This window comes from Nocardiopsis sp. NPDC049922 (genome assembly GCF_040660275.1).
Classification (GTDB): domain Bacteria; phylum Actinomycetota; class Actinomycetes; order Streptosporangiales; family Streptosporangiaceae; genus Nocardiopsis.
This window is the reverse complement of the sequence record NZ_JBFAME010000002.1, coordinates 90,092-111,001: the sequence shown is the minus strand read 5'-3', so window position 1 is coordinate 111,001 and position 20,910 is coordinate 90,092. Positions and strand designations below refer to the sequence as shown.

At 72.7% G+C, this 20,910-nt stretch carries 23 protein-coding genes and 1 pseudogene; 21 read left to right on the top strand and 3 right to left on the bottom strand.

Going from position 1 to position 20,910, the window contains the following annotated elements:
- Positions 1 to 58: 58 nt before the first annotated feature.
- Entirely contained in the window at positions 59 to 835 is a 777-nt protein-coding gene (locus tag AB0I72_RS04705) for an LON peptidase substrate-binding domain-containing protein (RefSeq protein WP_358563023.1), read from the bottom strand.
- A gap of 219 nt (positions 836 to 1,054) precedes the next feature.
- Positions 1,055 to 1,615: a ferritin gene (locus AB0I72_RS04700; protein WP_358563021.1), complete on the bottom strand. Its 561-nt coding sequence runs from the start codon at positions 1,613 to 1,615 to the stop codon at positions 1,055 to 1,057.
- Positions 1,616 to 1,864: 249 nt separating this feature from the next.
- On the opposite strand from AB0I72_RS04700, the gene hisD reads away from it, so the two are divergent.
- The 11 genes and pseudogenes from hisD (at position 1,865) to AB0I72_RS04645 (ending at position 12,254) form a co-directional block, all read left to right on the top strand.
- Positions 1,865 to 3,166, top strand: coding sequence for a histidinol dehydrogenase (gene hisD / locus AB0I72_RS04695; RefSeq protein ID WP_358563020.1), 1,302 nt, complete (start codon positions 1,865 to 1,867; stop codon positions 3,164 to 3,166).
- Positions 3,167 to 3,206: 40 nt separating this feature from the next.
- Complete coding sequence (locus AB0I72_RS04690) at positions 3,207 to 4,283, top strand: histidinol-phosphate transaminase (RefSeq protein WP_358563018.1); 1,077 nt, start codon at positions 3,207 to 3,209, stop codon at positions 4,281 to 4,283.
- Between the two features lie 51 nt (positions 4,284 to 4,334).
- Positions 4,335 to 4,928, top strand: coding sequence for an imidazoleglycerol-phosphate dehydratase HisB (hisB, locus tag AB0I72_RS04685; protein ID WP_358563016.1), 594 nt, complete (start codon positions 4,335 to 4,337; stop codon positions 4,926 to 4,928).
- Positions 4,929 to 5,090, top strand: coding sequence for a hypothetical protein (locus tag AB0I72_RS04680; protein ID WP_358563014.1), 162 nt, complete (start codon positions 4,929 to 4,931; stop codon positions 5,088 to 5,090). It begins immediately after the preceding gene.
- A gap of 16 nt (positions 5,091 to 5,106) precedes the next feature.
- A complete protein-coding gene (gene hisH / locus AB0I72_RS04675) occupies positions 5,107 to 5,763 on the top strand; it encodes an imidazole glycerol phosphate synthase subunit HisH (RefSeq protein ID WP_358563012.1) in 657 nt (218 codons plus the stop codon).
- Positions 5,764 to 5,809: 46 nt separating this feature from the next.
- Positions 5,810 to 6,562 (top strand): bifunctional 1-(5-phosphoribosyl)-5-((5-phosphoribosylamino)methylideneamino)imidazole-4-carboxamide isomerase/phosphoribosylanthranilate isomerase PriA, encoded by a 753-nt coding sequence (priA, locus tag AB0I72_RS04670; RefSeq protein ID WP_358563010.1) that lies wholly within the window; start codon positions 5,810 to 5,812, stop codon positions 6,560 to 6,562.
- Positions 6,559 to 7,332, top strand: a complete 774-nt coding sequence (gene hisF, locus AB0I72_RS04665) for an imidazole glycerol phosphate synthase subunit HisF (protein WP_358563008.1) — start codon at positions 6,559 to 6,561, stop codon at positions 7,330 to 7,332. The genes priA and hisF overlap by 4 nt, the downstream gene beginning before the upstream one ends.
- Before the next feature lie 235 nt (positions 7,333 to 7,567).
- On the top strand, positions 7,568 to 7,765 hold the full coding sequence (locus AB0I72_RS04660) for a hypothetical protein (protein WP_116245207.1): 198 nt from the start codon (positions 7,568 to 7,570) through the stop codon (positions 7,763 to 7,765).
- A 54-nt stretch (positions 7,766 to 7,819) separates the two neighbouring features.
- Positions 7,820 to 7,990 (top strand): annotated as a pseudogene (locus AB0I72_RS04655) (type II toxin-antitoxin system HicA family toxin); the annotation flags it as partial.
- Positions 7,991 to 8,397: 407 nt separating this feature from the next.
- A complete protein-coding gene (locus AB0I72_RS04650) occupies positions 8,398 to 10,410 on the top strand; it encodes an ABC transporter ATP-binding protein (RefSeq protein WP_358563006.1) in 2,013 nt (670 codons plus the stop codon).
- Positions 10,407 to 12,254 (top strand): ABC transporter ATP-binding protein, encoded by a 1,848-nt coding sequence (locus AB0I72_RS04645; RefSeq protein WP_358563004.1) that lies wholly within the window; start codon positions 10,407 to 10,409, stop codon positions 12,252 to 12,254. The genes AB0I72_RS04650 and AB0I72_RS04645 overlap by 4 nt, the downstream gene beginning before the upstream one ends.
- A 28-nt stretch (positions 12,255 to 12,282) precedes the next feature.
- On the opposite strand, the gene AB0I72_RS04640 is transcribed toward AB0I72_RS04645, so the two are convergent.
- Positions 12,283 to 13,284, bottom strand: coding sequence for a sugar isomerase (locus tag AB0I72_RS04640; protein ID WP_358563002.1), 1,002 nt, complete (start codon positions 13,282 to 13,284; stop codon positions 12,283 to 12,285).
- Between the two features lie 167 nt (positions 13,285 to 13,451).
- Here AB0I72_RS04640 and hisI point away from each other — a divergent pair, with 167 nt between their 5' ends.
- The 10 genes from hisI (at position 13,452) to AB0I72_RS04590 (ending at position 20,905) form a co-directional block, all read left to right on the top strand.
- Positions 13,452 to 13,796 carry a phosphoribosyl-AMP cyclohydrolase gene (hisI, locus tag AB0I72_RS04635; protein ID WP_358563001.1) on the top strand — a complete coding sequence of 115 codons (345 nt, stop codon included), beginning with the start codon at positions 13,452 to 13,454 and terminating at the stop codon, positions 13,794 to 13,796.
- Positions 13,793 to 14,497: a Trp biosynthesis-associated membrane protein gene (locus AB0I72_RS04630; RefSeq protein ID WP_358562999.1), complete on the top strand. Its 705-nt coding sequence runs from the start codon at positions 13,793 to 13,795 to the stop codon at positions 14,495 to 14,497. Before hisI ends, AB0I72_RS04630 begins: the two co-directional genes overlap by 4 nt.
- Positions 14,497 to 14,811: an HGxxPAAW family protein gene (locus AB0I72_RS04625; RefSeq protein ID WP_358562997.1), complete on the top strand. Its 315-nt coding sequence runs from the start codon at positions 14,497 to 14,499 to the stop codon at positions 14,809 to 14,811. The genes AB0I72_RS04630 and AB0I72_RS04625 overlap by 1 nt, the downstream gene beginning before the upstream one ends.
- 268 nt (positions 14,812 to 15,079) lie before the next feature.
- A complete protein-coding gene (locus AB0I72_RS04620) occupies positions 15,080 to 15,484 on the top strand; it encodes a CD225/dispanin family protein (protein ID WP_358562995.1) in 405 nt (134 codons plus the stop codon).
- A gap of 112 nt (positions 15,485 to 15,596) precedes the next feature.
- Complete coding sequence (locus tag AB0I72_RS04615) at positions 15,597 to 16,115, top strand: DUF2752 domain-containing protein (RefSeq protein WP_358562993.1); 519 nt, start codon at positions 15,597 to 15,599, stop codon at positions 16,113 to 16,115.
- Positions 16,116 to 16,203: 88 nt separating this feature from the next.
- Positions 16,204 to 16,545 (top strand): CD225/dispanin family protein, encoded by a 342-nt coding sequence (locus tag AB0I72_RS04610; RefSeq protein ID WP_358562991.1) that lies wholly within the window; start codon positions 16,204 to 16,206, stop codon positions 16,543 to 16,545.
- Positions 16,546 to 16,794: 249 nt separating this feature from the next.
- A complete protein-coding gene (gene trpC / locus AB0I72_RS04605) occupies positions 16,795 to 17,601 on the top strand; it encodes an indole-3-glycerol phosphate synthase TrpC (RefSeq protein ID WP_358562989.1) in 807 nt (268 codons plus the stop codon).
- 398 nt (positions 17,602 to 17,999) lie between these two features.
- Positions 18,000 to 19,217, top strand: a complete 1,218-nt coding sequence (gene trpB / locus AB0I72_RS04600) for a tryptophan synthase subunit beta (RefSeq protein WP_358562987.1) — start codon at positions 18,000 to 18,002, stop codon at positions 19,215 to 19,217.
- On the top strand, positions 19,214 to 20,029 hold the full coding sequence (trpA, locus tag AB0I72_RS04595) for a tryptophan synthase subunit alpha (protein WP_358562985.1): 816 nt from the start codon (positions 19,214 to 19,216) through the stop codon (positions 20,027 to 20,029). The genes trpB and trpA overlap by 4 nt, the downstream gene beginning before the upstream one ends.
- A gap of 360 nt (positions 20,030 to 20,389) precedes the next feature.
- A complete protein-coding gene (locus AB0I72_RS04590) occupies positions 20,390 to 20,905 on the top strand; it encodes a MauE/DoxX family redox-associated membrane protein (RefSeq protein ID WP_358562983.1) in 516 nt (171 codons plus the stop codon).
- Positions 20,906 to 20,910 lie beyond the last annotated feature (5 nt).

Here is a 20,910-nt window from a genome sequence, read left to right as displayed (position 1 = left end):
CCACCGCGCCGGTCCCACCGCCGACCGCGCGGACCACCGCCCGGTCGGCCCGCTCCGCCTAGTTGAAGCAGACGCCGTTGTTGAGGAAGGGACCGGCGGGCAGGTTGGGCAGGGTGGGAGCGTCCACGATCCGGTTCTCCCGGCGCAGGAAGCGCGCGGCCACCGCCAGGCGCGTGGCGGCGTCCTCCGCCTCCAGCAGCCGCTGCTTCTCCGCCTGGTCGAGCACCATCGACGCGGCCACGGTGTAGGACAGCGCGATCGGGTCCTTGGGCAGCTCGGGGTGGGTCTCCGGCGCCATCCCGATGGCGGCCAGGCGCTGGCAGTAGGTGTCGTACAGGTCCCGGACCCGTTCGGCGTGCTCGTCGGCGTCCGGACCCACGGCCTCGGGCAGGAACGCCACGGACGCGGTCGAGTACTCGTCGGGCGAGGAGGGGTCGACCTCGGACAGGTCGGTGACGGTGAACCGCGCGCCGCCCTCGACGACCAGGTCGTAGCGCCCGTCCTGGTAGGTGCGCACGTCCCGCACCACGGCCGTGCAGCCCGTTCCGCTCACCCTCGGCAGGGTCACGTCCGAGCCGCCGGTGCTGGGGACCCCCGTGTCGGCGCCGCCCGAACCCTGACCGGACTCGCTGGCCACCTCGTGGCCCAGTTCGATCCACACCACGCCGAAGCGGTGCGGACCGCCCCGGTGCGTCCCTCCCTCGCCCCCGGTCAGGGTGGGTCCCAGGAGTTCGGAGACGAGACGGCGGTAACGCCGCTCGAACACGTGCAGGGGGACGCTCATACCGGGGAAGAGCACGGTGTTGAGCGGAAAGATCGGCAGTGCCACGGGCATGGTTCCAGTATGCCCGCCGCGCCGTGACCGTGGCGTGGCACGGCCATCACGCGGGCCTCACGTGGACCACGAGCACCGGACCACGCGCGCATCGGGCCGACCGGGCCGCGCGCACAGCACGGCCCGGGTGGGCGTCCGGCCTCCCCTCGGGACCGGACGCCCCTACCCGGGCCATCCGAACGGGCCGTCCCCCGACCGAACCCGGGGGCCGGCCCGAGGTCAGGACACCGCCGGACCCGCCGTCTCGGGCGCGTCCTGGCTTCCGTGGTCCTCGCTGGGCATGTCGCGCGCCACGAAGGTCTCCACGTCGAAGAGGTTGCCGTTGGCGCGGTCGACCACGTTGAGCAGGGTCGACATCGTGGCGACCTCCTCCGTCTGCTCCTGGACGAACCACTGGAGGAACTGCTCACCCGCGTAGTCGTCCTCGTCACGCGCGACCTTGGCCAGGCGGTGGATCTGGTCGGTCACCTCACGCTCCTGGCGCAGGGCGAGCGCCACCAGGTCGCGGGCGGTGGTGAAATCGGTCTCGATCGCGTCCACGCCGGGAAAGACGAAGTCCACGTCGCTGTCGATGAGATAGCGCACGATCATCTGCGCGTGGTCGCGCTCCTCCAGCGACTGATCGTAGAAGACGCGCGCCAACTGCGGCAGGTCGTGGGTGTCGAACCACGCCGCGATGGCCACGTACTGGTGCGACGCGGTGAACTCGTGCCGTACCTGGTCAACCAGGAGGCGGTGGAACTTGGAAAGACCGCTGTCGCCGCTCTTGCTCGAAGTCATGCCATCACAATAACGCATTCAAATGCATTTAGCGACACGCGGCAAAACGCCTTGGAATTTCTTAGGCAAGCCTTTCAGAACATAACTGAGGTTAGGTGTTCCAAAGTAAGGCGACACTTCTTCGGGTCATTTGTGCGGGGCTGGTCGCCGATGTCCCCGAACGCCGCGACCCTCCGGCCGCGCACGTGTGCTGTCCAACATTCGGACACGACACCCGCGGTCACGGGGGAAGCACCCTAGACTGGGGCCGTGATCAGTCGAATCGACCTCCGAGGCACCCAAGGCGACCCCCGCGCGGCGCTCCCGCGCGCGGAACTGGACGTGGCGGACGCGGCCGAGCGCGTCCGCCCCCTGTGCGAGGACGTGCGCCATCGCGGGACCGAGGCGCTGATCGAACTCACCGAACGCTTCGACGGCGTGCGCCTCACCGACATCCGGGTCCCCCGCGAGGCGATCGACGCCGCCCTGACCGACCTCGACCCCGCCGTGCGCGCCGCGCTGGAGGAGTCCATCCGCCGCGCCCGCAAGGTCCACCGCGACCAGCGCCGCACCGACCACACCACCCAGGTCGTGCCCGGCGGCACCGTCACGGAGAAGTGGATCCCCGTCGACCGCGTCGGCCTCTACGTCCCCGGCGGACGCGCCGTGTACCCGTCCAGCGTCATCATGAACGTCGTCCCCGCCCAGGAGGCGGGCGTGGCGTCCCTGGCCGTCACCTCGCCGCCCCAGCGCGAGTTCGGCGGGCTGCCCCACCCGACCATCCTCGCCGCCTGCGCCCTGCTCGGCGTCGACGAGGTCTACGCCGTCGGCGGCGCCCAGGCCGTGGCCATGTTCGCCTACGGAGCGGGCGGGTGCGCGCGCGCCGACATGGTCACCGGCCCCGGCAACATCTGGGTCGCCGCCGCCAAGCGCCTGCTCAAGGGCGTCATCGGCATCGACGCCGAGGCCGGGCCCACCGAGATCGCCGTCCTGGCCGACGCCACCGCCAACCCCGACTACGTCGCCGCCGACCTCATCAGCCAGGCCGAACACGACGTCGTCGCCGCCTCCGTCCTGGTCACCCCGGACGAGGCCCTGGCCGACGCGGTCACCGAACGCCTGGCCGAACGCGTCCCCGCCACCAAGCACGCGGACCGCGTCCGCGAGGCCCTCGGCGGCCCCCAGTCCGGCATCGTCCTGGTCGACGACGTCGAGCACGGGCTCGCCGTCGTGGACGCCTACGCGGCCGAGCACCTGGAGATCATGACCGCCGACGCCGCCGACGTCGCCGCCCGCGTGCGCAACGCCGGAGCGATCTTCGTCGGCGACCACTCACCGGTCTCCCTCGGCGACTACGCCGCCGGGTCCAACCACGTCCTGCCCACCGGCGGGTGCGCCTGCCACAGCGGCGGTCTGAGCGTCCAGACCTTCCTGCGCGGCGTGCACGTGGTCACCTACGACCGCGACGCGCTGGCCGAGGTCGCCCATCACGTCGTCACCCTGGCCAACGCCGAGGACCTGCCCGCGCACGGTGAGGCGATCACCGCGCGCACCGGCGACGGCGCGGCCTGAGGACCTGACGGACGACCCGAGACACCAAGAGCGTGCAACCGTGAGCTTCACACTGAACGACCTGCCCCTCCGCGACGACCTGCGCGGCCAGTCGCCCTACGGCGCGCCGCAACTGCCCGTGGACGTGGCGCTCAACACCAACGAGAACCCGTACCCGCCCTCGCCGCGGCTGGCCAAGGCCCTGGCCGAGGCGGTCGCCGACACCGCGCTGGGCCTCAACCGCTACCCCGACCGCGACGCCGTGTACCTGCGCGAACGGCTCGCCGACTACCTCGGACACGGGCTGGACGCCCGCCAGGTGTGGGCGGCCAACGGGTCCAACGAGATCCTCCAGCAGATCCTCCAGGCCTTCGGCGGCCCCGGGCGCACCGCGATGGGCTTCGAGCCGTCCTACGCCATGCACCCGGTCATCTCGCGCGGCACCAACACCGGGTGGGTGTCCGTGCCCCGCGACGACCGGTTCCGGATCGACGTCGACGCCGCCCTGGCCGCGATCGCCGAGCACCAGCCCAGCGTCGTCTTCCTCACCTCGCCCAACAACCCCACCGGCACCGCGCTCGACGTCGACGAGATCCGGCGCGTCGCCGAGGCGGCCCCGGGCGTGGTCGTCGTCGACGAGGCCTACGCCGAGTTCCGCCGCGAGGGCACGCCCAGCGCCCTGACCCTGCTGCCGGAGTACCCCCGGCTCATCGTCTCGCGCACCATGTCCAAGGCCTTCGCCCTGGCCGGGGCCCGCCTCGGCTACCTCGCCGCCCACCCGGCCGTGGTCGACGCCCTCCAGCTGGTCCGCCTGCCCTACCACCTGTCCGCCGTCACCCAGGCGGTCGCCGCCACCGCGCTCGACCACGCCGACGAACTCCTCTCCGCCGTCGCCGACCTGCGCGCCGAACGCGACCGCCTCGTCGACTGGCTGCGCGAGCGGGGCTTCTCCGTCGCCGACTCCGACGCCAACTTCGTCATGTTCGGCGAGTTCGCTGACCGCACCGGGGTGTGGAACGCCATGCTCGACCAGAAGGTCCTCATCCGCGAGGTCGGCCCGCCCGGCTGGCTGCGCGTCACCGTCGGCACCCCCGACGAGATGGCCGCCTTCCGCCGCGCCCTGCTCCAGGCCACGTAGCCGCTGGGCCGCCGTCCTCCCCACGCTCCAACCACCACCGAGAGAGTCACCATGAGCCGCACCGGACGCGTCGAACGCACCACCAAGGAAACCAAGGTCCTGGTCGAGATCGACCTCGACGGCACCGGCGTCGCCGACGTCTCCACCGGCGTCGGGTTCTTCGACCACATGCTCGACCAGCTCGCCAAGCACGGCCTGTTCGACCTCACCGTGCGCACCGAGGGCGACCTGCACATCGACTCCCACCACACCATGGAGGACACCGCGCTCGCCCTGGGCGCCGCCTTCCGCGAGGCGCTCGGCGACAAGCGCGGCATCCGCCGCTTCGCCGACGCCAAGGTGCCCCTGGACGAGGCCCTGGCCGAGGTGACCGTCGACGTGTCCGGACGCCCCTACCTCGTGCACAGCGAGCCCGAGGGCATGGCGCCGATCATCGGCCGCGACTACGACACGACCATGACCCGCCACATCCTGGAGTCGTTCGTGGCCCAGGCGCGGGTGGCCCTGCACGTCCACGTGCCCTACGGACGCAACGCCCACCACATCGTCGAGTGCCAGTTCAAGGCCCTGGCCCGCGCCCTGCGCGCCGCGACGGAGAACGACCCGCGCGTCACCGACATCCCGTCCACCAAGGGCGCCCTGTAGATGGACACCACCCTGTGGGGAGTGCTCCTCCTCGTCCTGGGCGGCTTCCTCATCGGGGGCGCGTACTCCCTGTGGAAGGTCAACCGGATCGTCGCCGTCGGCCTGGGCGTGTGCGCGGCACTCGCCGTGGCCGCCGGTGTGCTCCGGCTGGGCTACTTCTAGCGGAAAGGCAGGCTTCATGCCGTCACGAGTGGTCGTCTTCGACTACGGATCGGGCAACCTGCGTTCGGCGCAGCGCGCCATGGAGCGCACCGGAGCGGACGTGACCGTCACCTCCGACCCGCACGCCGCCCTCGACGCCGACGGGCTCGTCGTCCCCGGTGTGGGCGCGTTCAGCGCCTGCATGTCCAGCCTGCGCGCGGCGGGCGGCGACCGGATCATCGGCAAGCGCGTGGCCGGGGGCCGCCCCGTCCTGGGCATCTGCGTGGGCATGCAGGTCCTCTTCGAGCGCGGCGTCGAACAGGCCGACGTGCACGCCGCCGACGTCGCCACCGAGGGTTGCGGCGAGTGGCCCGGCACCGTCGAGCGCCTGCGCGCGCCGGTCGTCCCGCACATGGGCTGGAACACCGTCCGCCCGCCCGAGGACACCCGGCTCTTCGCCGGGACCGGCCCCGAGGACCGCTTCTACTTCGTGCACTCCTACGCCGTGCGCACCTGGGAGTTCACGCCCACCAACGAGCGCATTCCCGCCCCGGGGGTGACCTGGTCCGAGCACGGCGAGCCGTTCGTGGCCGCGGTCGAGAACGGACCCCTGTGCGCCACCCAGTTCCACCCGGAGAAGTCCGGCGACGCGGGCGCCCGCGTACTGGCCAACTGGGTGGCCACGCTCGGGTGACCCCGGCGCCCCACCGACTCCTCAGTACCGACCACGAGAAGGTTCCATGACTGACACCGCGCCGTCCACCGCACTCGAACTGCTGCCCGCCGTGGACGTGGCGGGCGGGCAGGCCGTCCAGCTCGTCCAGGGCGAGGCGGGCTCCGGCGGCCGCTACGGCGACCCGCTCACCGCCGCCACGCGGTGGCAGGAGGCCGGGGCCGAGTGGATCCACCTGGTGGACCTCGACGCCGCCTTCGGCCGCGGCCACAACCGGGACCTGCTGCGCGAGATCGTCGGCCGCCTGGACGTGAAGGTGGAGATGTCCGGCGGCATCCGCGACGACGAGTCGCTCGCCGCCGCCCTGGCCACCGGCTGCACCCGCGTCAACATCGGCACCGCCGCCCTGGAGAACCCCGCGTGGTGCGCCAGGATCATCGCCGAGCACGGCGACCGCATCGCCATCGGCCTCGACGTGCGCGGCACGACCCTGGCCGCCCGCGGCTGGACCCGCGAGGGCGGCGACCTGTTCACCACCCTGGAGCGGCTGGAGTCGGAGGGCTGCGCCCGCTACGTCGTCACCGACGTCAACAAGGACGGCACGCTCAAGGGCCCCAACCTCGACCTGCTGCGCTCGGTGTGCGCGCGCACCGACAAGCCCGTCGTCGCCAGCGGCGGCGTGTCCAGCCTCGACGACCTGACCGCCATCGCCTCGCTCGTCCCCGAGGGTGTGGAGGGCGCCATCATGGGCACGGCCCTGTACGAGGGCGCCTTCACCCTGGAGGACGCCCTGGCCGCGGTGCGGGGGGAGCAGCCGTGAGCCTCGCCATCCGCGTGATCCCCTGCCTGGACGTGGACGCCGGGCGGGTCGTCAAGGGCGTCAACTTCGAGAACCTGCGCGACGCGGGCGACCCGGTCGAGCTCGCGGGCACCTACGACGCGGGCGGCGCCGACGAGCTCACGTTCCTCGACGTCACCGCCTCCAGCGGCAACCGGGAGACCACCTACGACGTGGTGCGCCGCACCGCCGACCAGGTGTTCATCCCATTGACCGTCGGCGGCGGCGTGCGCACCGCCGAGGACGTCGACCGCCTGCTGCGCGCGGGCGCGGACAAGGTCGGCGTCAACACCGCCGCCATCGCCCGCCCCGAGCTCATCGAGGAGATCGCCGAGCGCTTCGGCCGCCAGGTCCTGGTCCTGTCCGCCGACGTGCGCCGGGTCCGCGACGGCGACCGGCCCACCCCGAGCGGCTTCGAGGTGACCACCCACGGCGGACGCCGGGGCACCGGCATCGACGCCCTGGAGTGGTGCGAGCGCGCCGCCGACCTCGGCGCGGGGGAGATCCTGCTCAACTCCATGGACGCCGACGGCACCAAGGAGGGCTTCGACCTGGAGCTCATCCGCGCCGTGCGCGCACGCGTGGACGTGCCGCTCATCGCCTCCGGGGGAGCCGGGGCCGTCGAGCATTTCGCCCCGGCGGTCGCCGCGGGCGCGGACGCGGTCCTGGCCGCGACCGTCTTCCACTTCGGCGAGTTCACCATCGCCGACGTCAAGGCGAGCCTGCGCGAGGCCGGGTACGCCGTGCGCTGACCCCGGCGCCCGGCCGCCCACCCGCGAAAGCGCTGACGGAGCCGCGTCCCACCGACAGGCGGGGCGCGGCTCCGTCGTGTCCGCCGAACACCGCGGTGAACGGGAGGCGCACGGCGCGTCCGAGGCGAGCGCGGGAACGCGGTGTGGATCCGCGTCATCGGCCTGTGGAAAACCCGGATGCCGTGGCGGCGGCATGGCATCCTGGACGGGAGAGGTGAGAAGAGGAGCCGCCGTCATGACCGCCCACATCGACATCGAGATCTCCGTGGCCACTGACGAAGACGGTGCCTGGTGCGCCAGAGCCGAGGTCACGGGGGGTGGTACGGCCTACGGAGAGGGTGACACCAAGGCGGAGGCGCTCGCCGACCTGCGTGCTGGGCTGGCCGCCCTGTTCGAGGTCATCGAGCTTCCGGACGTGGAGGTGGCGGCGTAGGTGCCACCCCTCCCCTCGCTCCCCCCACGTGTCGTCGTCTAGGCACTCGCGAAGGTCGGCTACAGGCTCGACCGTGTCACGGGCAGCCATCACGTACTGGTCCACCCCGACAGACCACCCGTGTCCGTGCCCGTCCACAGGGGCCGAGACATGAAGAAGGGAACGCTGCGCGGGATCATCCGGGACGCCGACCTGACCGAGGCGGAATTCCTCAAGCTCATCTGATCGATCAGCCCGGGCCGGAGCGCAGTGCTCGCTCCACCCGCCAGACCCTCACCACGGTGCCCGGAGCCCAGGACGACCTGGGCGTCGCGGTCGACGGCGTCGTCGGCCCGAACACCTTCCGCGCCCTGATCAGCTACCAGGACGACGACCGCTGACCCCGGCACCGCCCACGGCCACGCGGACCTCGGCTCCGGACCACGTGGCCGATCACACCCCGGAACCGGCAGACACCGGTGGAATAGCCCCGACACGCTCGGCGCTGAAACAACTCGGTGGAACCTGTCGGCACCCGCGGATAGGTTGACCGACGAACGCCCCGCCCGCCTCCGGCACGACCGGAGCCACGCGGGGCGTCAGCGGTCGGCCCCACACGGGCCGACCCGCACGCAGACGTGAACGGGGGGCGTATGGCGCAGGCGACGACGACCGCGGAACAGCGCGAGCAGGACGACACCGCCCCACCCGGCCCCCGCGATGACACCGACGAGCCCGGCTCCGCCCGGTCCGGCGGCGACCACACCCGCGTCTTCACCCGCGGCCTGCGCGTCCTGGGCGCCGCCGTCCGCACCGAACCCTGGGTGTTCCTCATCGCCGTCGCCGGCGCCATGCTCCACGCCGCGATCACCGTCGGCTCCGCCTCCGTCCTCGGCCACCTCACCGACAACACGATCCTGCCCGCCTTCGAGAGCGGGGCCACCACCACCGCCGCCCTCCTCGGCGCGGCGGCGCTCCTGCTCGCCGTCGGACTCGGCAAGGCCGTCGGCCTCGCCCTGCGCCGCCTCTACGCCGGACTCATGCAGTTCCGCATGCAGGCCCGCTTCCGCCGCGCCGTCGCCCGCAAGTACCTCGACCTCCCCCTGGCCTGGCACCACCGCCACCCCACCGGACAGCTGCTGTCCAACGCCAACGCCGACGTCGAGGCCGCCTGGCAGCCGCTCGCACCGCTGCCCATGGCCGTCGGCTCCGTGTTCATGCTCGGCACGGCCGCCGTCGCCATGGTCGTCACCGACCCCGTCCTCGCCCTGGTCGCCTTCGTCGTCTTCCCCCTGCTCACCGCCGCCAACGTCGCCTTCCAACGCCGCGTCTCGCCCATGGCCTCCCGCGCCCAGGCCCTGCGCGCCGAGGTCAGCGGCGTCGCCCACGAGTCCTTCGACGGCGCCCTCGTCGTCAAGACCCTCGGCCGCGAGGACACCGAGACCGAACGCTTCACCGAGGCCGCCCACCGCCTGCGCGACGCCCTCATCCAGGTCGGCCGCATGCGCTCCCTGTTCGACCCCTTCATGGAGGCCCTGCCCAACCTCGGCGTGCTCGCCGTCCTCCTCCTCGGCATGTGGCGGCTGTCCACCGGCGCCGTCGACCCCGGCGAACTCGTCCAGATCGCCTACCTGTTCACCCTCATGGCGCTGCCCATCCGCTCCTTCGGGTGGCTCCTGGGCGACCTGCCCCGCAGCGTCGTCGGCTGGGACCGCGTCCAGTCCGTCCTGCGCGCCGAGGGCGGCATGCGCCACGGCGAGCGCACCCTGGACGCCACCCCGACCGGCGTCGCCCTCACCGCACGCGACGTCACCTTCTCCTACGCCGACGGCTACGACGCCGACGGCCGCGTCCACGACCTCATGGACACCACCGACGACCAGGCCCGCACCACGGTCCTGAGCGGCGTCGACCTCGACATCGCCCCCGGCCGCACCGTCGCCCTCGTCGGACCCACCGGGTCGGGCAAGTCCACGCTGACCACCGTGCTCATGCGCCTGGTCGACCCCGACTCCGGCACCGTCGCCCTCGACGGCGTCGACGCCCGCGACCTCGCCCGCGACCAGATCCCCCGGCACGCCGCCCTCGTCCCGCAGAGCACCTTCGTCTTCGAGGACAGCGTCCGCGACAACATCACCCTCGGCGCCGCCGACATCGACGACGACCAGGTCTGGGCCGCCCTGCGCCTGGCCCGCGCCGACGGGTTCGTCCGCGAGCTCGACGGAGGCCTCGACGCCCGACTCGGCGAGAAGGGCACCACCCTCTCCGGCGGTCAGCGCCAACGCCTCGCCCTGGCCCGCGCCGTCGTCCGCCGGCCCCGCCTGCTCATCCTCGACGACGCCACCTCGGCCGTCGACCCGCAGATCGAGGCGCAGATCCTCGCCGGACTGCGCGAACGCGACGACGCCGCCACCGTCGTCGTGGTCGCCTACCGCCGCGCCACCATCGAACTCGCCGACGAGGTCGTCTACCTGGAGGGCGGCCGCGTCCTAGCCCGGGGCACGCACGACGAGCTCCTGGCCACCTCACCCGGGTACACCAGGCTCGTCACCGCCTACGAACGCGCCTCGGCGGAGAACGGCACCGCGCGCACGCCCACACCCGAGCACCCCGCCCCACCCGCCGCCCACCGCCAGCCCGTCGTCACCGAGGAGACCAGCCGATGAGCGCACCCGCCCAGCCCCGCACCGGGCAGCGGCCGGGCCCGGAGGCCGACGACCGCGCCGAGCAGGTCACCGCCCCCGCACTCAGCCGCTCCCAGGACTCGGCCGTCCAGACCCTGCGCCGCGGACTCCAGCTGTCCCCGGAGTTCGCCCACGGCCTGTGGCTGACCCTCGTGCTCGCCGTCGTGGCCACCGCGGGCAAGATCATCGTCCCGGTCGCGGTGCAGCAGATCATCGACAACGGGCTCTCCGGCCCCGACGGCCCCGACCTCGGCTTCGTCACCCGCATGGTCGGCGCGTGCGCCGCCCTGCTCGTGCTCACCATGGTCTGCTCCTACCTGATGAACCTGCGCCTGTACCGGGCCACCGAGTCCGGGCTGGCCACCCTGCGCCGCAAGGCCTTCCGCCACGTGCACGACCTGTCCGTGCTCACCCAGAACAGCGAACGCAAGGGCGCCCTGGTCTCCCGCGTCACCGGCGACGTCGACCAGATCAGCACCTTCATGCAGTGGGGCGGCCTGCTGCTCATCGTCAGCACCGGTCAACTGCTCGTGGCCACCACCCTCATGGCGGTCTACTCCTGGCAGCTCACCCTCGTGGTGTGGATCTGCTTCCTGCCGCTGCTCTTCGGCGCCCGCTGGCTCCAGAAGCTGCTCTCCCGCGCCTACCTGAAGGTCCGCGAACGCACCGGCGACATGCTCGGCGTCATCGGCGAGACCGTCATGGGCGCCGCCGTCATCCGCGCGCACGGCACCGAGGAGCGCACCGCCCAGCGCATCGACACCACCGTCCTGGCCACCCGCCGCGCCCAGGTCAGGGCCCAGCGGCTGTCCATGTCCGTGTCGCCCTTCGCCGAGATCGTCGCGGCCGTCGGCAACGTCGCCGTCGTCCTGGTCGGCGTCTGGCTCGGCATCGACGGCCAGCTCACCGCCGGCCAGCTCGTCGCCTTCCTCTTCCTCATGACCCTGTTCGTCATGCCGATGATGATGGCCACCGAGATCTTCAACGAGGCCCAGAACGCCATCGCCGGGTGGCGCCGCGTCCTGGGCGTCCTCGACACCGTCCCCGACATCGCCGACCCCGGCGAGGCCGGACACGTGCTGCCGCGCGGCCCCGTCAGCGTCCGCTTCGACGGCGTCACCTACGCCTACCCTGACGGCCCGGTCGTCCTCGACGCCGTCGACGTCCGCGTCACCCCCGGCACCCGCCTGGCCGTCGTGGGGGAGACCGGCTCGGGCAAGACCACCTTCGTCAAGCTCCTCACCCGCCTGATGGACCCGGTGGACGGCCGCGTCCTCCTCGACGACGTCGACCTGCGCGAGGTGGCCTTCTCCTCACTGCGCAGCCGCGTCGTCATGGTGCCGCAGGAGGGCTTCCTGTTCGACAGCTCCCTGGGCGACAACATCCGCTTCGCCCGCCCCGAGAGCACCGACGCCGAACTGGAGGCGGCCATCGCCGAACTCGGCCTCACCGACTGGCTCGCCAGCCTGGCCCACGGCCTGGACACGCCGGTCGGCCAGCGCGGCGAGTCCCTGTCGGCGGGGGAGCGGCAGCTCGTCGCCCTGGTCCGCGCCTACGTCGCCGACCCCGACCTGCTCGTCCTGGACGAGGCCACCTCCGCCGTCGACCCGCACACCGAGGTACGCATCCAGCGCGCCCTGGACCGGCTCACCCGCGGTCGCACCTCCGTGGCCATCGCCCACCGCCTGTCCACCGCCGAGGCCGCCGACCGCGTCCTCGTCTTCGACCAGGGACGCATCGTCCAGAGCGGGACCCACGACGAACTCGTCGGCCGACCGGGCGTCTACGCCGACCTGTACGCCTCCTGGGTGCGCTCCTCGGCCTGACCCCGTCCGCTCCCGCCGGAGAACCGGGTCAGCGCCCGGAGGCGCGCCACCAGTACGCCGCCACCAACTCCGCCACCAGCGGCTCCACCAACAGGTTGACGTCCGGGTCCGTGTCGCCCGGATACCGGATGGTCAGCTCCGCCCCCGGAACGCTCTCGCGCCCGGGGGTGGGGCCCACGGCCACGAACCGGCCCCGCAACTGCCCCAGGTGCTCGGCGAACCGCTCGTCGTAGGCCGAACCGGCGAACAGCAGCGCCCGGTAGTCGGTCACCGCCGCCAGGAACCGGTCGGTGTGCGACCACTCGCCGGTCTCGACCGCGTGCGCCGCCCGCACCGGCCCACCGCGCATCACCCGAACCCCCTGCCCCGCCGACGACAGCCGCTCGGCCGGAGCCACCAGGTGCACACCGTTCGGGGAGTCCAACGCCCGCGCCGCCTCCGGAACCCACCGCGGCGCGTCGGCCAGCAACGCCCGCGTCGCGTTGGCCGCCCTGTGCAACAGCCCGGGGAAGTTCCGGCTGCTCCCCGACACCGGCGCGCCGAGACGGTGCCCCAGCAACAGGGCCAGCGCCATCGCGTGCGGGAAGGCCCGGCACCCCAGCCCGGCGGACTCCGCGCCCGCGTGCAACGGCACCACCAGGTCCGCCAGACCCGTGACCACCGCGTCCGGATCGGGCGTGAGCACGATCACCGGCGACCGCGCGACGTACCGGTCCAACACCGTGCACAGCTCACGCTGGCCGCCACCCAGACTCACCCCCACCACCAGCGTCTCCGGGCCGGCCGGGGGCTCCTCCGCGGACGAGGCGTGCTCCGCGCTCGCCGCCACGCCCGCCCTGCGCAACCGCGCCGCCGCCGTCTCGCACACGTGCCGGGCCGCGCCCAGACCGAGCAGCCGCACCGCCGCGGGCTCGTCCTCCAGCAGCGCGGGCAGCGCCGCGTAGGGGTCCCACCGGGGGAAGCGTTCGGCGAGCGCGGTCAGTACGGCGGGCTTGTCCGCGAGGTCGGCGGACAGGGACTCGGCGGTCACGGGACTCCCCTCATGCGGGACCGTCGGAACGGGACGGTGACGGACGCACGAACTCTACGCCCCGCGCCGCCGCGACCGCGCCGCCGCGACCGCGCCGCCGCGACCGCGCCGACACGAAAGGCCGGGCCGGTGCGCGACGGTGGCGAGGCGGCCATAACCTGGGAAACATGAGCGTCTCCAGTCTCGACCCGGACATCGCAGCGCGCCTGAAGCGGACCCCGGACGGGCTCGTGCCCGCCGTCGTGCAGCAGCACGACACCGGGGAGGTCCTCATGCTCGCCTGGATGGACGACGAGGCACTCCACCGCACCCTGACCACCGGCGCCGCCACGTACTGGTCGCGCAGCCGAGGCGAGTACTGGGTCAAGGGCGCCACCTCCGGGAACACTCAACGTGTGGTGTCGGTCGCACTCGACTGTGACGGCGACACCCTCCTGGTCCGCGTCGACCAGACCGGGGCCGCCTGCCACACCGGCGACCGCACGTGCTTCGACGCCGGACGGCTCCGGTGAGTTCCGCCGAATCCCGCACCCGCGCGCGCCGCGAGTACGCCGTCGCCACCCTCGCCCTCGCGGCCGGTGGCGGGCTGCTGCTCGCCGCCGGCGGGCGGCTCTGGGCCACCGGTGAACTCACCGTGCCCGGTCCCGTCGCGCCCGCGCCCGTCGAACTCACCGGAGGCGACCTGACCGGCGCCTTCGCCGGGATCGGCTGGGCGGCGCTGGCCGCGATCGCGGGCCTGTACGCCAGCCGCGGCTGGGCGCGCCGCGCCGTCGGAGCGCTCGTCGCGCTGGGCGGGGCCGTCGCGCTCGCCGCCGTGTGGACCGCCACCCGGCCCGGCGCGCTGACGGAGGCGCTCACCGACCGCGCCGCCGAGACCACCGGCGCGGCACAGGCGTCCGCCGACCCGCGGCTGCTGGTCCTCGGACCGCTCATGGCGGCCGGAGGGGCGCTGCTCGTCGCGCTCGTGGGAGCGTTCGCGGCCGTACGCTCGCCCGCCTGGCCGGGTATGGGGACCCGGTACGATCGGGACGCCACACCGCGTTCGACCCGGGCGGACACACCCGCCGACCTGTGGAGATCGTTGGACGCCGGTGACGACCCCACACTGGACCACCAGGGGGGCGCCGTCGTGACCGACACCGCCGACACCGCGGACGGCACCGCACCCGCACCGCTGGCAGCACGGCCAGCCGAACCGAAGGAGAACCACTGATGGCTGACGAACACCACGACGACCACGGCAACACCGTCTCCGCCTGGTTCCTCACCCTCTCCTGGATCGTCGCCTGGACCGTCGCCGGCGTCGCCATCATCTTCGGGGGCGGGCTGGTCCAGTGGACCGTGATCGCCCTCGGCCTGAGCGTGGTGCTCGCCATCATCGCCGGTGTGATGAAGAAGGCGGGGCTGGGCCGCAAGGAGCCGCGTCCGGTTCCGCCCACGCGCGAGCAGTGGGAGGCCGCGCGCAAGGCCCAGACCAAGGACTCGAACGCGAACCGTGAGGTCGCGGCCACGGCGGGCAAGGCCTGAGACGCACCTCACCGTCCGTGGTACGCGCAGCTCGCAACGAGTGCGTAACGAAAAATGGACGTGGATCCGGTGGGGCGGGTACATTCTCCCCACCGGCCCGGCCCCCCGTGTCGGTTTTCGCCGGATCGGTGTCTGACCGGTCTGGCATGATTTCTGTGTGCGGCGTGTGTATCCGCCGGTCCACCCACCCTGCCCCCGCATAGGACCCCTCTGCGCTGGCGCGCGCCGCATCTTCCCTTCAGTCCGCTTCAGGAAAGTTCTCTCGAACATGAGCTACGGTCCCCCGCCCCCCGGCAACCCCGGCCCGCCCCCGCCGCCCCCCGGCGGCGGCTACGGCCCGCCCCCCGGCAACCAGCCGCCCCCGCCCCCCGGCGGCACCGGCGGCTACGGCGCTCCCATGTCCGGCGGAACTCCGCCGGACAATGGTCTGACCTGGGCCATCGTCGCCATCTTCTGCTGCTGGCCGTTCGCCATCCCGGCGATCATCAACGCCACCAAGGTCAACGACCTGTGGAACCGCGGCGACCAGGCCGGTGCGCTGGAAGCCCAGGCCCAGGCCAAGAAGTGGACGAAGATCGCGTTCATCCTGGGCACCATCTGGATCGTCCTGTGGGTCTTCGGCTACGGCTGCCTCGCCGTCCTCGGCGGCGCCGCCAGCACCACGGGGTACTGAGCCCCTGGCTGAAGCCGCTTCTGCCCCCGGACACCTCGTTGTGCGGGGGCAGACGCCTGTCCTCCGGCGTCACCGCGGCCCGCTGTACCCCGTCGCCCCACCTCGTAGGCTGGTGTCCGTGCAACCTCAGCAGACCGACCCGTCCGTGACCGACCGGGGCCCGGTCGCCGCCTCCCGTTCCCTGACCCACAGGGTCCGCCACCTCCTCCGGTCCCTGCACCCCGTGGTCTGGCCCGCCGGACTCGGTGTCCTGGGTCTGGCCGGGGCCACGCTCCTCCATTTCGTGGACCCCAACGAGCCCGGCAACTACCCCACCTGCCCCTGGCTGTTGACCACCGGGACGTTCTGTCCGGGCTGCGGCACGATGCGCGCCATCGCGCTCACCACCCACCTGGACATCACCGCGGCGATCAGCATGAACCCGCTGCTGTTCCTGCTGCTGCCCTACATCGCCTGGGCGTACGGCCGCTGGTTCGTCTGGTCGGTCCGCCCGCCCAAGACGCCCCCCAAGCTCACCCCCGGCTGGTTCCTGTGGGCCATGTTCACGGTGATCACCGCGCACTGGGTCCTGCGCAACCTGCCCTGGTTCGACTTCCTCGCACCGGGCGTCCCGCTCCTCCCCGGCTGGTGACCACGGGCCCGCGCCCTACCGGAACCCCGGAACGACTTCCGGCGTCCCATGACGAGACGCCGTCACTCTTACCCGGAAGGAACACCCCATGAGCTACGGTCCCCCTCCACCCGGCGGGTACAACACGGGCGGGTACGGAGCGATGCCTCCCGCCACGGAGCCGCCGAAGAACTACCTGGTGCACAACATCCTGGGGATCTTCGGCTGCACCGTGATCGGCGTCATCGGCCTGATCTTCGCCCTCCAGGTCAACAGCAAGTGGCAGGTGGGCGACTACAACGGCGCCATGGAGTCCGCCAAGGTCGCCAAGATCATGGGGATCATCAGCCTCATCAGCTTCATCCTCATGGTCGTCTTCGTGGTGATCTACGTGATCTTCATCGTGTTCATCATCGGCGTGGCGGCCACGGCGCCCACCACGACCTACTAGGCACGGGCCACCCGCCTCCGGGCCACGACGGCGCCCCGCCCCGACACACCGGGGGCGGGGCGCCGTTCGCGTGCGTCCACGGAACTCCGACCCGCCTCACCCGGGGTCGACGACCCCCCACGCCCCGAGGGTGGATACGATGACCAGCAACACGGTGTGTGGGCGGTCGACCGGTCCCGCCACGCAGCCGAGCCCGCGAACGCGGGTCCGACCACCGCGACCGGCCACACCACGAGGGAGCGGTAACTGGTGAGCGTGCTCGACGAGATCCTCGACGGAGTACGCGCTGACCTGGCACGGCGGCAGGAGGCCCTGCCCCTGGACGCCCTCAAGGCCCGAGCCGAGTCAGTGCCCACTCCGCAGGACGCCGAGGCCGCCCTGCGCCGCCCCGGCGTCCACGTGATCGCCGAGGTCAAGCGCGCCAGCCCCTCCAAGGGGCCGCTCGCGACCATCGCCGACCCCGCCGCCCTGGCCCGCGACTACGAGGCCGGCGGCGCCACCTGGATCAGCGTCCTCACCGAGGAGCGCCGCTTCAACGGCAGCCTCGCCGACCTGGACGCGGTCCACAAGGCCGTCGACACCCCGCTGCTGCGCAAGGACTTCGTCGTCAGCTCCTACCAGCTGTGGGAGGCCCTCGCCCACGGCGCCTCCGCCGTCCTGCTCATCGTCGCCGCCCTGCCCCAGGAGGCCCTGGTCTCCCTGGTCGAGCGGGCCCGCTCGCTGGGCCTGACCCCGCTGGTCGAGGTGCACGACGAGGAGGAGGTCGCGCGGGCCCTCGACGCCGGGGCGACCGTCATCGGCGTCAACGCCCGCGACCTGAAGACCCTGGAGGTCGACCGGGACACCTTCGCCCGGCTCGCCCCCCTCATCCCCGCCGACCGCGTCAAGATCGCCGAGTCCGGGGTACGCGGCCCGCACGACCTGCTGGCCTACGCCGGAGCCGGAGCCGGAGCCGTCCTCGTCGGAGAGAGCCTCGTGCGCGGCGGCAACCCGCGCGAGGCCGTCGCCGACCTGGTGACCGCCGGCGCCCACCCCGCCCTGCGCGACCGGAACTAGCCCAGGGCGATGGTGACGACGATGGCGAACCCGCTCCACCCCGGTCGCCGATGGCGTTAGGGCGTGTTCCGCGGACACATACTCTGCTGCGCGACGCCCCAGCACAACTCTCGCCGCGTTCTCATCAGTCGAAAGCGCACCCAGGCTTACTCCTTCTTCGGCCTTGCGAGAGCCGCACCGGATGCGCCGCTCGCGACGAGCAGCGTCCACGGAACACGCCCTTGCCCCAGGGAACCCGCACCCCCACCCGCACGGGTGAGCCGCGGGTTCCCGACGCCGCGTCGCCCCAACAGCCCGAAGCGCGCCGCCCACCGCGGCGCACGGCCGGTCGGCGCGCGGGTCCCGAGGCCGTGCCCGGGGCGCGCACCGCCGTCGGCCCCGTACCAGGAGACCCATCCATGAGCCACGACCAACCCGTGCCCGACGCGCGCGGGCACTACGGCCGCTACGGCGGCAGGTTCGCCCCCGAGGCGCTCATCGCCGCCCTCGACGAGGTCGAGGCCGAGTGGGACAAGGCCCGCCAGGACCCCGACTACCTCGCCGAACTCGACGAGCTCCTGCGCAGCTACACCGGCCGCCCCAGCCCGGTCACCGACGCGCGCAACTTCTCGGAGCACTGCGGCGGGGCGCGGATCCTCCTCAAGCGCGAGGACCTCAACCACACCGGCTCGCACAAGATCAACAACGTGCTCGGCCAGGCCCTGCTCACCAAGCGCATGGGCAAGACCCGCGTCATCGCCGAGACCGGCGCCGGACAGCACGGCGTGGCCACCGCCACCGCCTGCGCCCTGCTCGGCCTCGACTGCGTCATCTACATGGGCGAGGAGGACACCCAGCGCCAGGCGCTCAACGTCGCCCGCATGCGCCTGCTCGGCGCCGAGGTCGTCCCCGTCACCATCGGCAGCCGCACGCTCAAGGACGCCATCAACGAGGCGTTCCGCGACTGGGTGGCCAACGTCGACCACACGCACTACCTGTTCGGCACCGTCGCGGGCCCGCACCCCTTCCCCAAGCTCGTGCGCGACCTGCACTTCGTCGTCGGCAAGGAGGCCCGCGCCCAGGTCCTGGAGCTCACCGGGAAGCTGCCCGACGCGGTCGCCGCGTGCGTGGGCGGCGGCTCCAACGCCATCGCGATCTTCGCCGCCTTCATCCCCGACGAGTCCGTCGCGCTGTACGGGTTCGAGGCCGGAGGCGACGGCGCCCGGACCACCCGGACCGCCGCCTCCATCACCGCGGGCAGCCCCGGCGTCTTCCACGGCGCCCGCACCTACGTGCTCCAGGACGAGTACGGGCAGACCCTGCCCAGCCACTCCATCTCCGCCGGGCTGGACTACCCGGCCGTGGGCCCCGAGCACGCCTACCTCGCCGACACCGGGCGAGCCACCTACGAACCCGTCACCGACGCCGAGGCCATGGAGGCCTTCCGGCTGCTGTGCCGCACCGAGGGCATCATCCCGGCCATCGAGAGCGCGCACGCCCTGGCCGGAGCCCGCAAGCTCGGCGAGCGCCTCGGCCCCGACGCCGTCATCCTGGTCAACCTGTCCGGGCGCGGCGACAAGGACGTCGACACCGCGGCGACCTACTTCGGTCTCGTGGACCCGGAGGGACACCGATGACGACCACCGCACTGCGCACCACCCTGGCCGCGGCCCGCGAGGCCGACCGCGCCGCGCTCATCGGCTACCTTCCCGCGGGCTTCCCCGACGTGGCCTCCTCCATCCGGGTCATCGAGGCCATGGTCGAGGGCGGCTGCGACGTCATCGAGGTCGGCCTGCCCTACTCCGACCCGATGATGGACGGCCCCACCATCCAGCGGGCCGCCGACCGCGCTCTGTCCGCCGGAACCACCACCGAGGACGTGTTCCGCGTCGTCGAGGCCACCGCCGCGACCGGCGCCGCCGCCGTGGTCATGTCCTACTGGAACCCGATCGAACGCTACGGCGTCGACCGGTTCGCCGCACAGCTCGCCAAGGCGGGCGGCGCCGGGGTGATCACGCCCGACCTCATCCCGGAGGAGGCCGACGCGTGGGTCGCCGCCTCCGACGCCGCCGGGCTCGACCGGATCTTCCTCGTCGCGCCCTCCTCCACCGACCGGCGCCTGGCCCTGACCACCGACGCCTGCACCGGCTTCGTGTACGCGGCCTCGCTCATGGGGGTCACCGGCACCCGAACCCAGGTCGCCGACACCGCGGAGACCCTCGTGCGGCGCACCCGTGAGGTGACCGGCGCCTCCGGCCTGCCGGTCTGCGTCGGACTGGGCATCTCCACCGGCGCCCAGGCGGCCGAGGTCGCCGCCTACGCCGACGGCGTGATCGTCGGCGCCGGGTTCTGCCAGCGCGTCCTGGACGCACCCGACCTGGAGACCGGACTCATCGCGGTCCGCTCCTTCGCCGAGGAACTCGCCGCGGGGGTGCGCTCGCGCGGCTGACCCCTCTCCGACCACGACGGTGGGCCGTTCCCGACGACGGGGGCGGCCCACCGTCGTCGTGTCGGGCCCGTCCGGAGCGGCCCGAGGGTAAAGCCCGGTTCATGAAACGGGGTTAAAAGGGTGAGAATCCGGTGAGAGAGCGGCCCCCATCTCCCGCGGGTGGCCTGATCGGCCCGGGTCGGTGGTGAGATGGGAGACCAGGGGACATGACGCCGGGTGTCCACGTGGAACGGGTTGTCCACAGCCCAGCGTGACGAGTCGCCCACAACGAGTAGGATCTGTGGTGTCACTCTGAGAGACGCACCACGTACCACACGTCACCCGACCGACCGGTCCGCCACCTCCCGAAGGCCTGACACGATGGACACAGCCGAGACGACCTCCGCACCGCCCGCCCGCGACCGCACCCCCCGCTGGCGGACCGTCCAACCCTGGCTCACGCTGGCCTGCCGGGTGGGGCTCGCGGCGGTCCTCATCACCGCCGCCGTGAGCAAGTACCCGCCGGCGCTGTCGGTCCAGGCGGTCGAGGCCTACGACCTCTTCCCGACCGACCTCGCCCGGCTCATCGGGTACACCCTGCCCCTGTTCGAGCTCGCGCTCGCCGTCCTGCTCCTGGTCGGGCTCGCCACCCGCTACACCGCGGCCGTCACCACCCTGCTCATGATCGTGTTCATCGCGGGCATCGTCTCGGCCATGGCCCGCGGGCTGAGCATCGACTGCGGGTGCTTCGGCGGCGGCGGACAGGTCGACCCGGAGGAGACCACCTACGGCCTGTCCATCGCGCGTGACATCGGCTTCGCGGCCTTGGGCGCGTTCATCGCGATCTGGCCCCGATCACCCTTCGCCCTCGACCGCCCCCTGGGGCTGTTCCGGTGACCCCG

Bases quoted from the DNA above. Each gene is read 5' to 3' on its own strand.
- AB0I72_RS04705 (WP_358563023.1), bottom strand. From the start codon at position 835: ATGCCCGTGGCACTGCCGATCTTTCCGCTCAACACCGTGCTCTTCCCC.
- AB0I72_RS04700 (WP_358563021.1), bottom strand. From the start codon at position 1,615: ATGACTTCGAGCAAGAGCGGCGACAGCGGTCTTTCCAAGTTCCACCGC.
- hisB (WP_358563016.1), top strand. From the start codon at position 4,335: ATGAGCCGCACCGGACGCGTCGAACGCACCACCAAGGAAACCAAGGTC.
- AB0I72_RS04680 (WP_358563014.1), top strand. From the start codon at position 4,929: ATGGACACCACCCTGTGGGGAGTGCTCCTCCTCGTCCTGGGCGGCTTC.
- hisH (WP_358563012.1), top strand. From the start codon at position 5,107: ATGCCGTCACGAGTGGTCGTCTTCGACTACGGATCGGGCAACCTGCGT.
- priA (WP_358563010.1), top strand. From the start codon at position 5,810: ATGACTGACACCGCGCCGTCCACCGCACTCGAACTGCTGCCCGCCGTG.
- AB0I72_RS04660 (WP_116245207.1), top strand. From the start codon at position 7,568: ATGACCGCCCACATCGACATCGAGATCTCCGTGGCCACTGACGAAGAC.
- AB0I72_RS04650 (WP_358563006.1), top strand. From the start codon at position 8,398: ATGGCGCAGGCGACGACGACCGCGGAACAGCGCGAGCAGGACGACACC.
- AB0I72_RS04645 (WP_358563004.1), top strand. From the start codon at position 10,407: ATGAGCGCACCCGCCCAGCCCCGCACCGGGCAGCGGCCGGGCCCGGAG.
- hisI (WP_358563001.1), top strand. From the start codon at position 13,452: ATGAGCGTCTCCAGTCTCGACCCGGACATCGCAGCGCGCCTGAAGCGG.
- AB0I72_RS04625 (WP_358562997.1), top strand. From the start codon at position 14,497: ATGGCTGACGAACACCACGACGACCACGGCAACACCGTCTCCGCCTGG.
- AB0I72_RS04620 (WP_358562995.1), top strand. From the start codon at position 15,080: ATGAGCTACGGTCCCCCGCCCCCCGGCAACCCCGGCCCGCCCCCGCCG.
- AB0I72_RS04610 (WP_358562991.1), top strand. From the start codon at position 16,204: ATGAGCTACGGTCCCCCTCCACCCGGCGGGTACAACACGGGCGGGTAC.
- trpB (WP_358562987.1), top strand. From the start codon at position 18,000: ATGAGCCACGACCAACCCGTGCCCGACGCGCGCGGGCACTACGGCCGC.
- trpA (WP_358562985.1), top strand. From the start codon at position 19,214: ATGACGACCACCGCACTGCGCACCACCCTGGCCGCGGCCCGCGAGGCC.
- AB0I72_RS04590 (WP_358562983.1), top strand. From the start codon at position 20,390: ATGGACACAGCCGAGACGACCTCCGCACCGCCCGCCCGCGACCGCACC.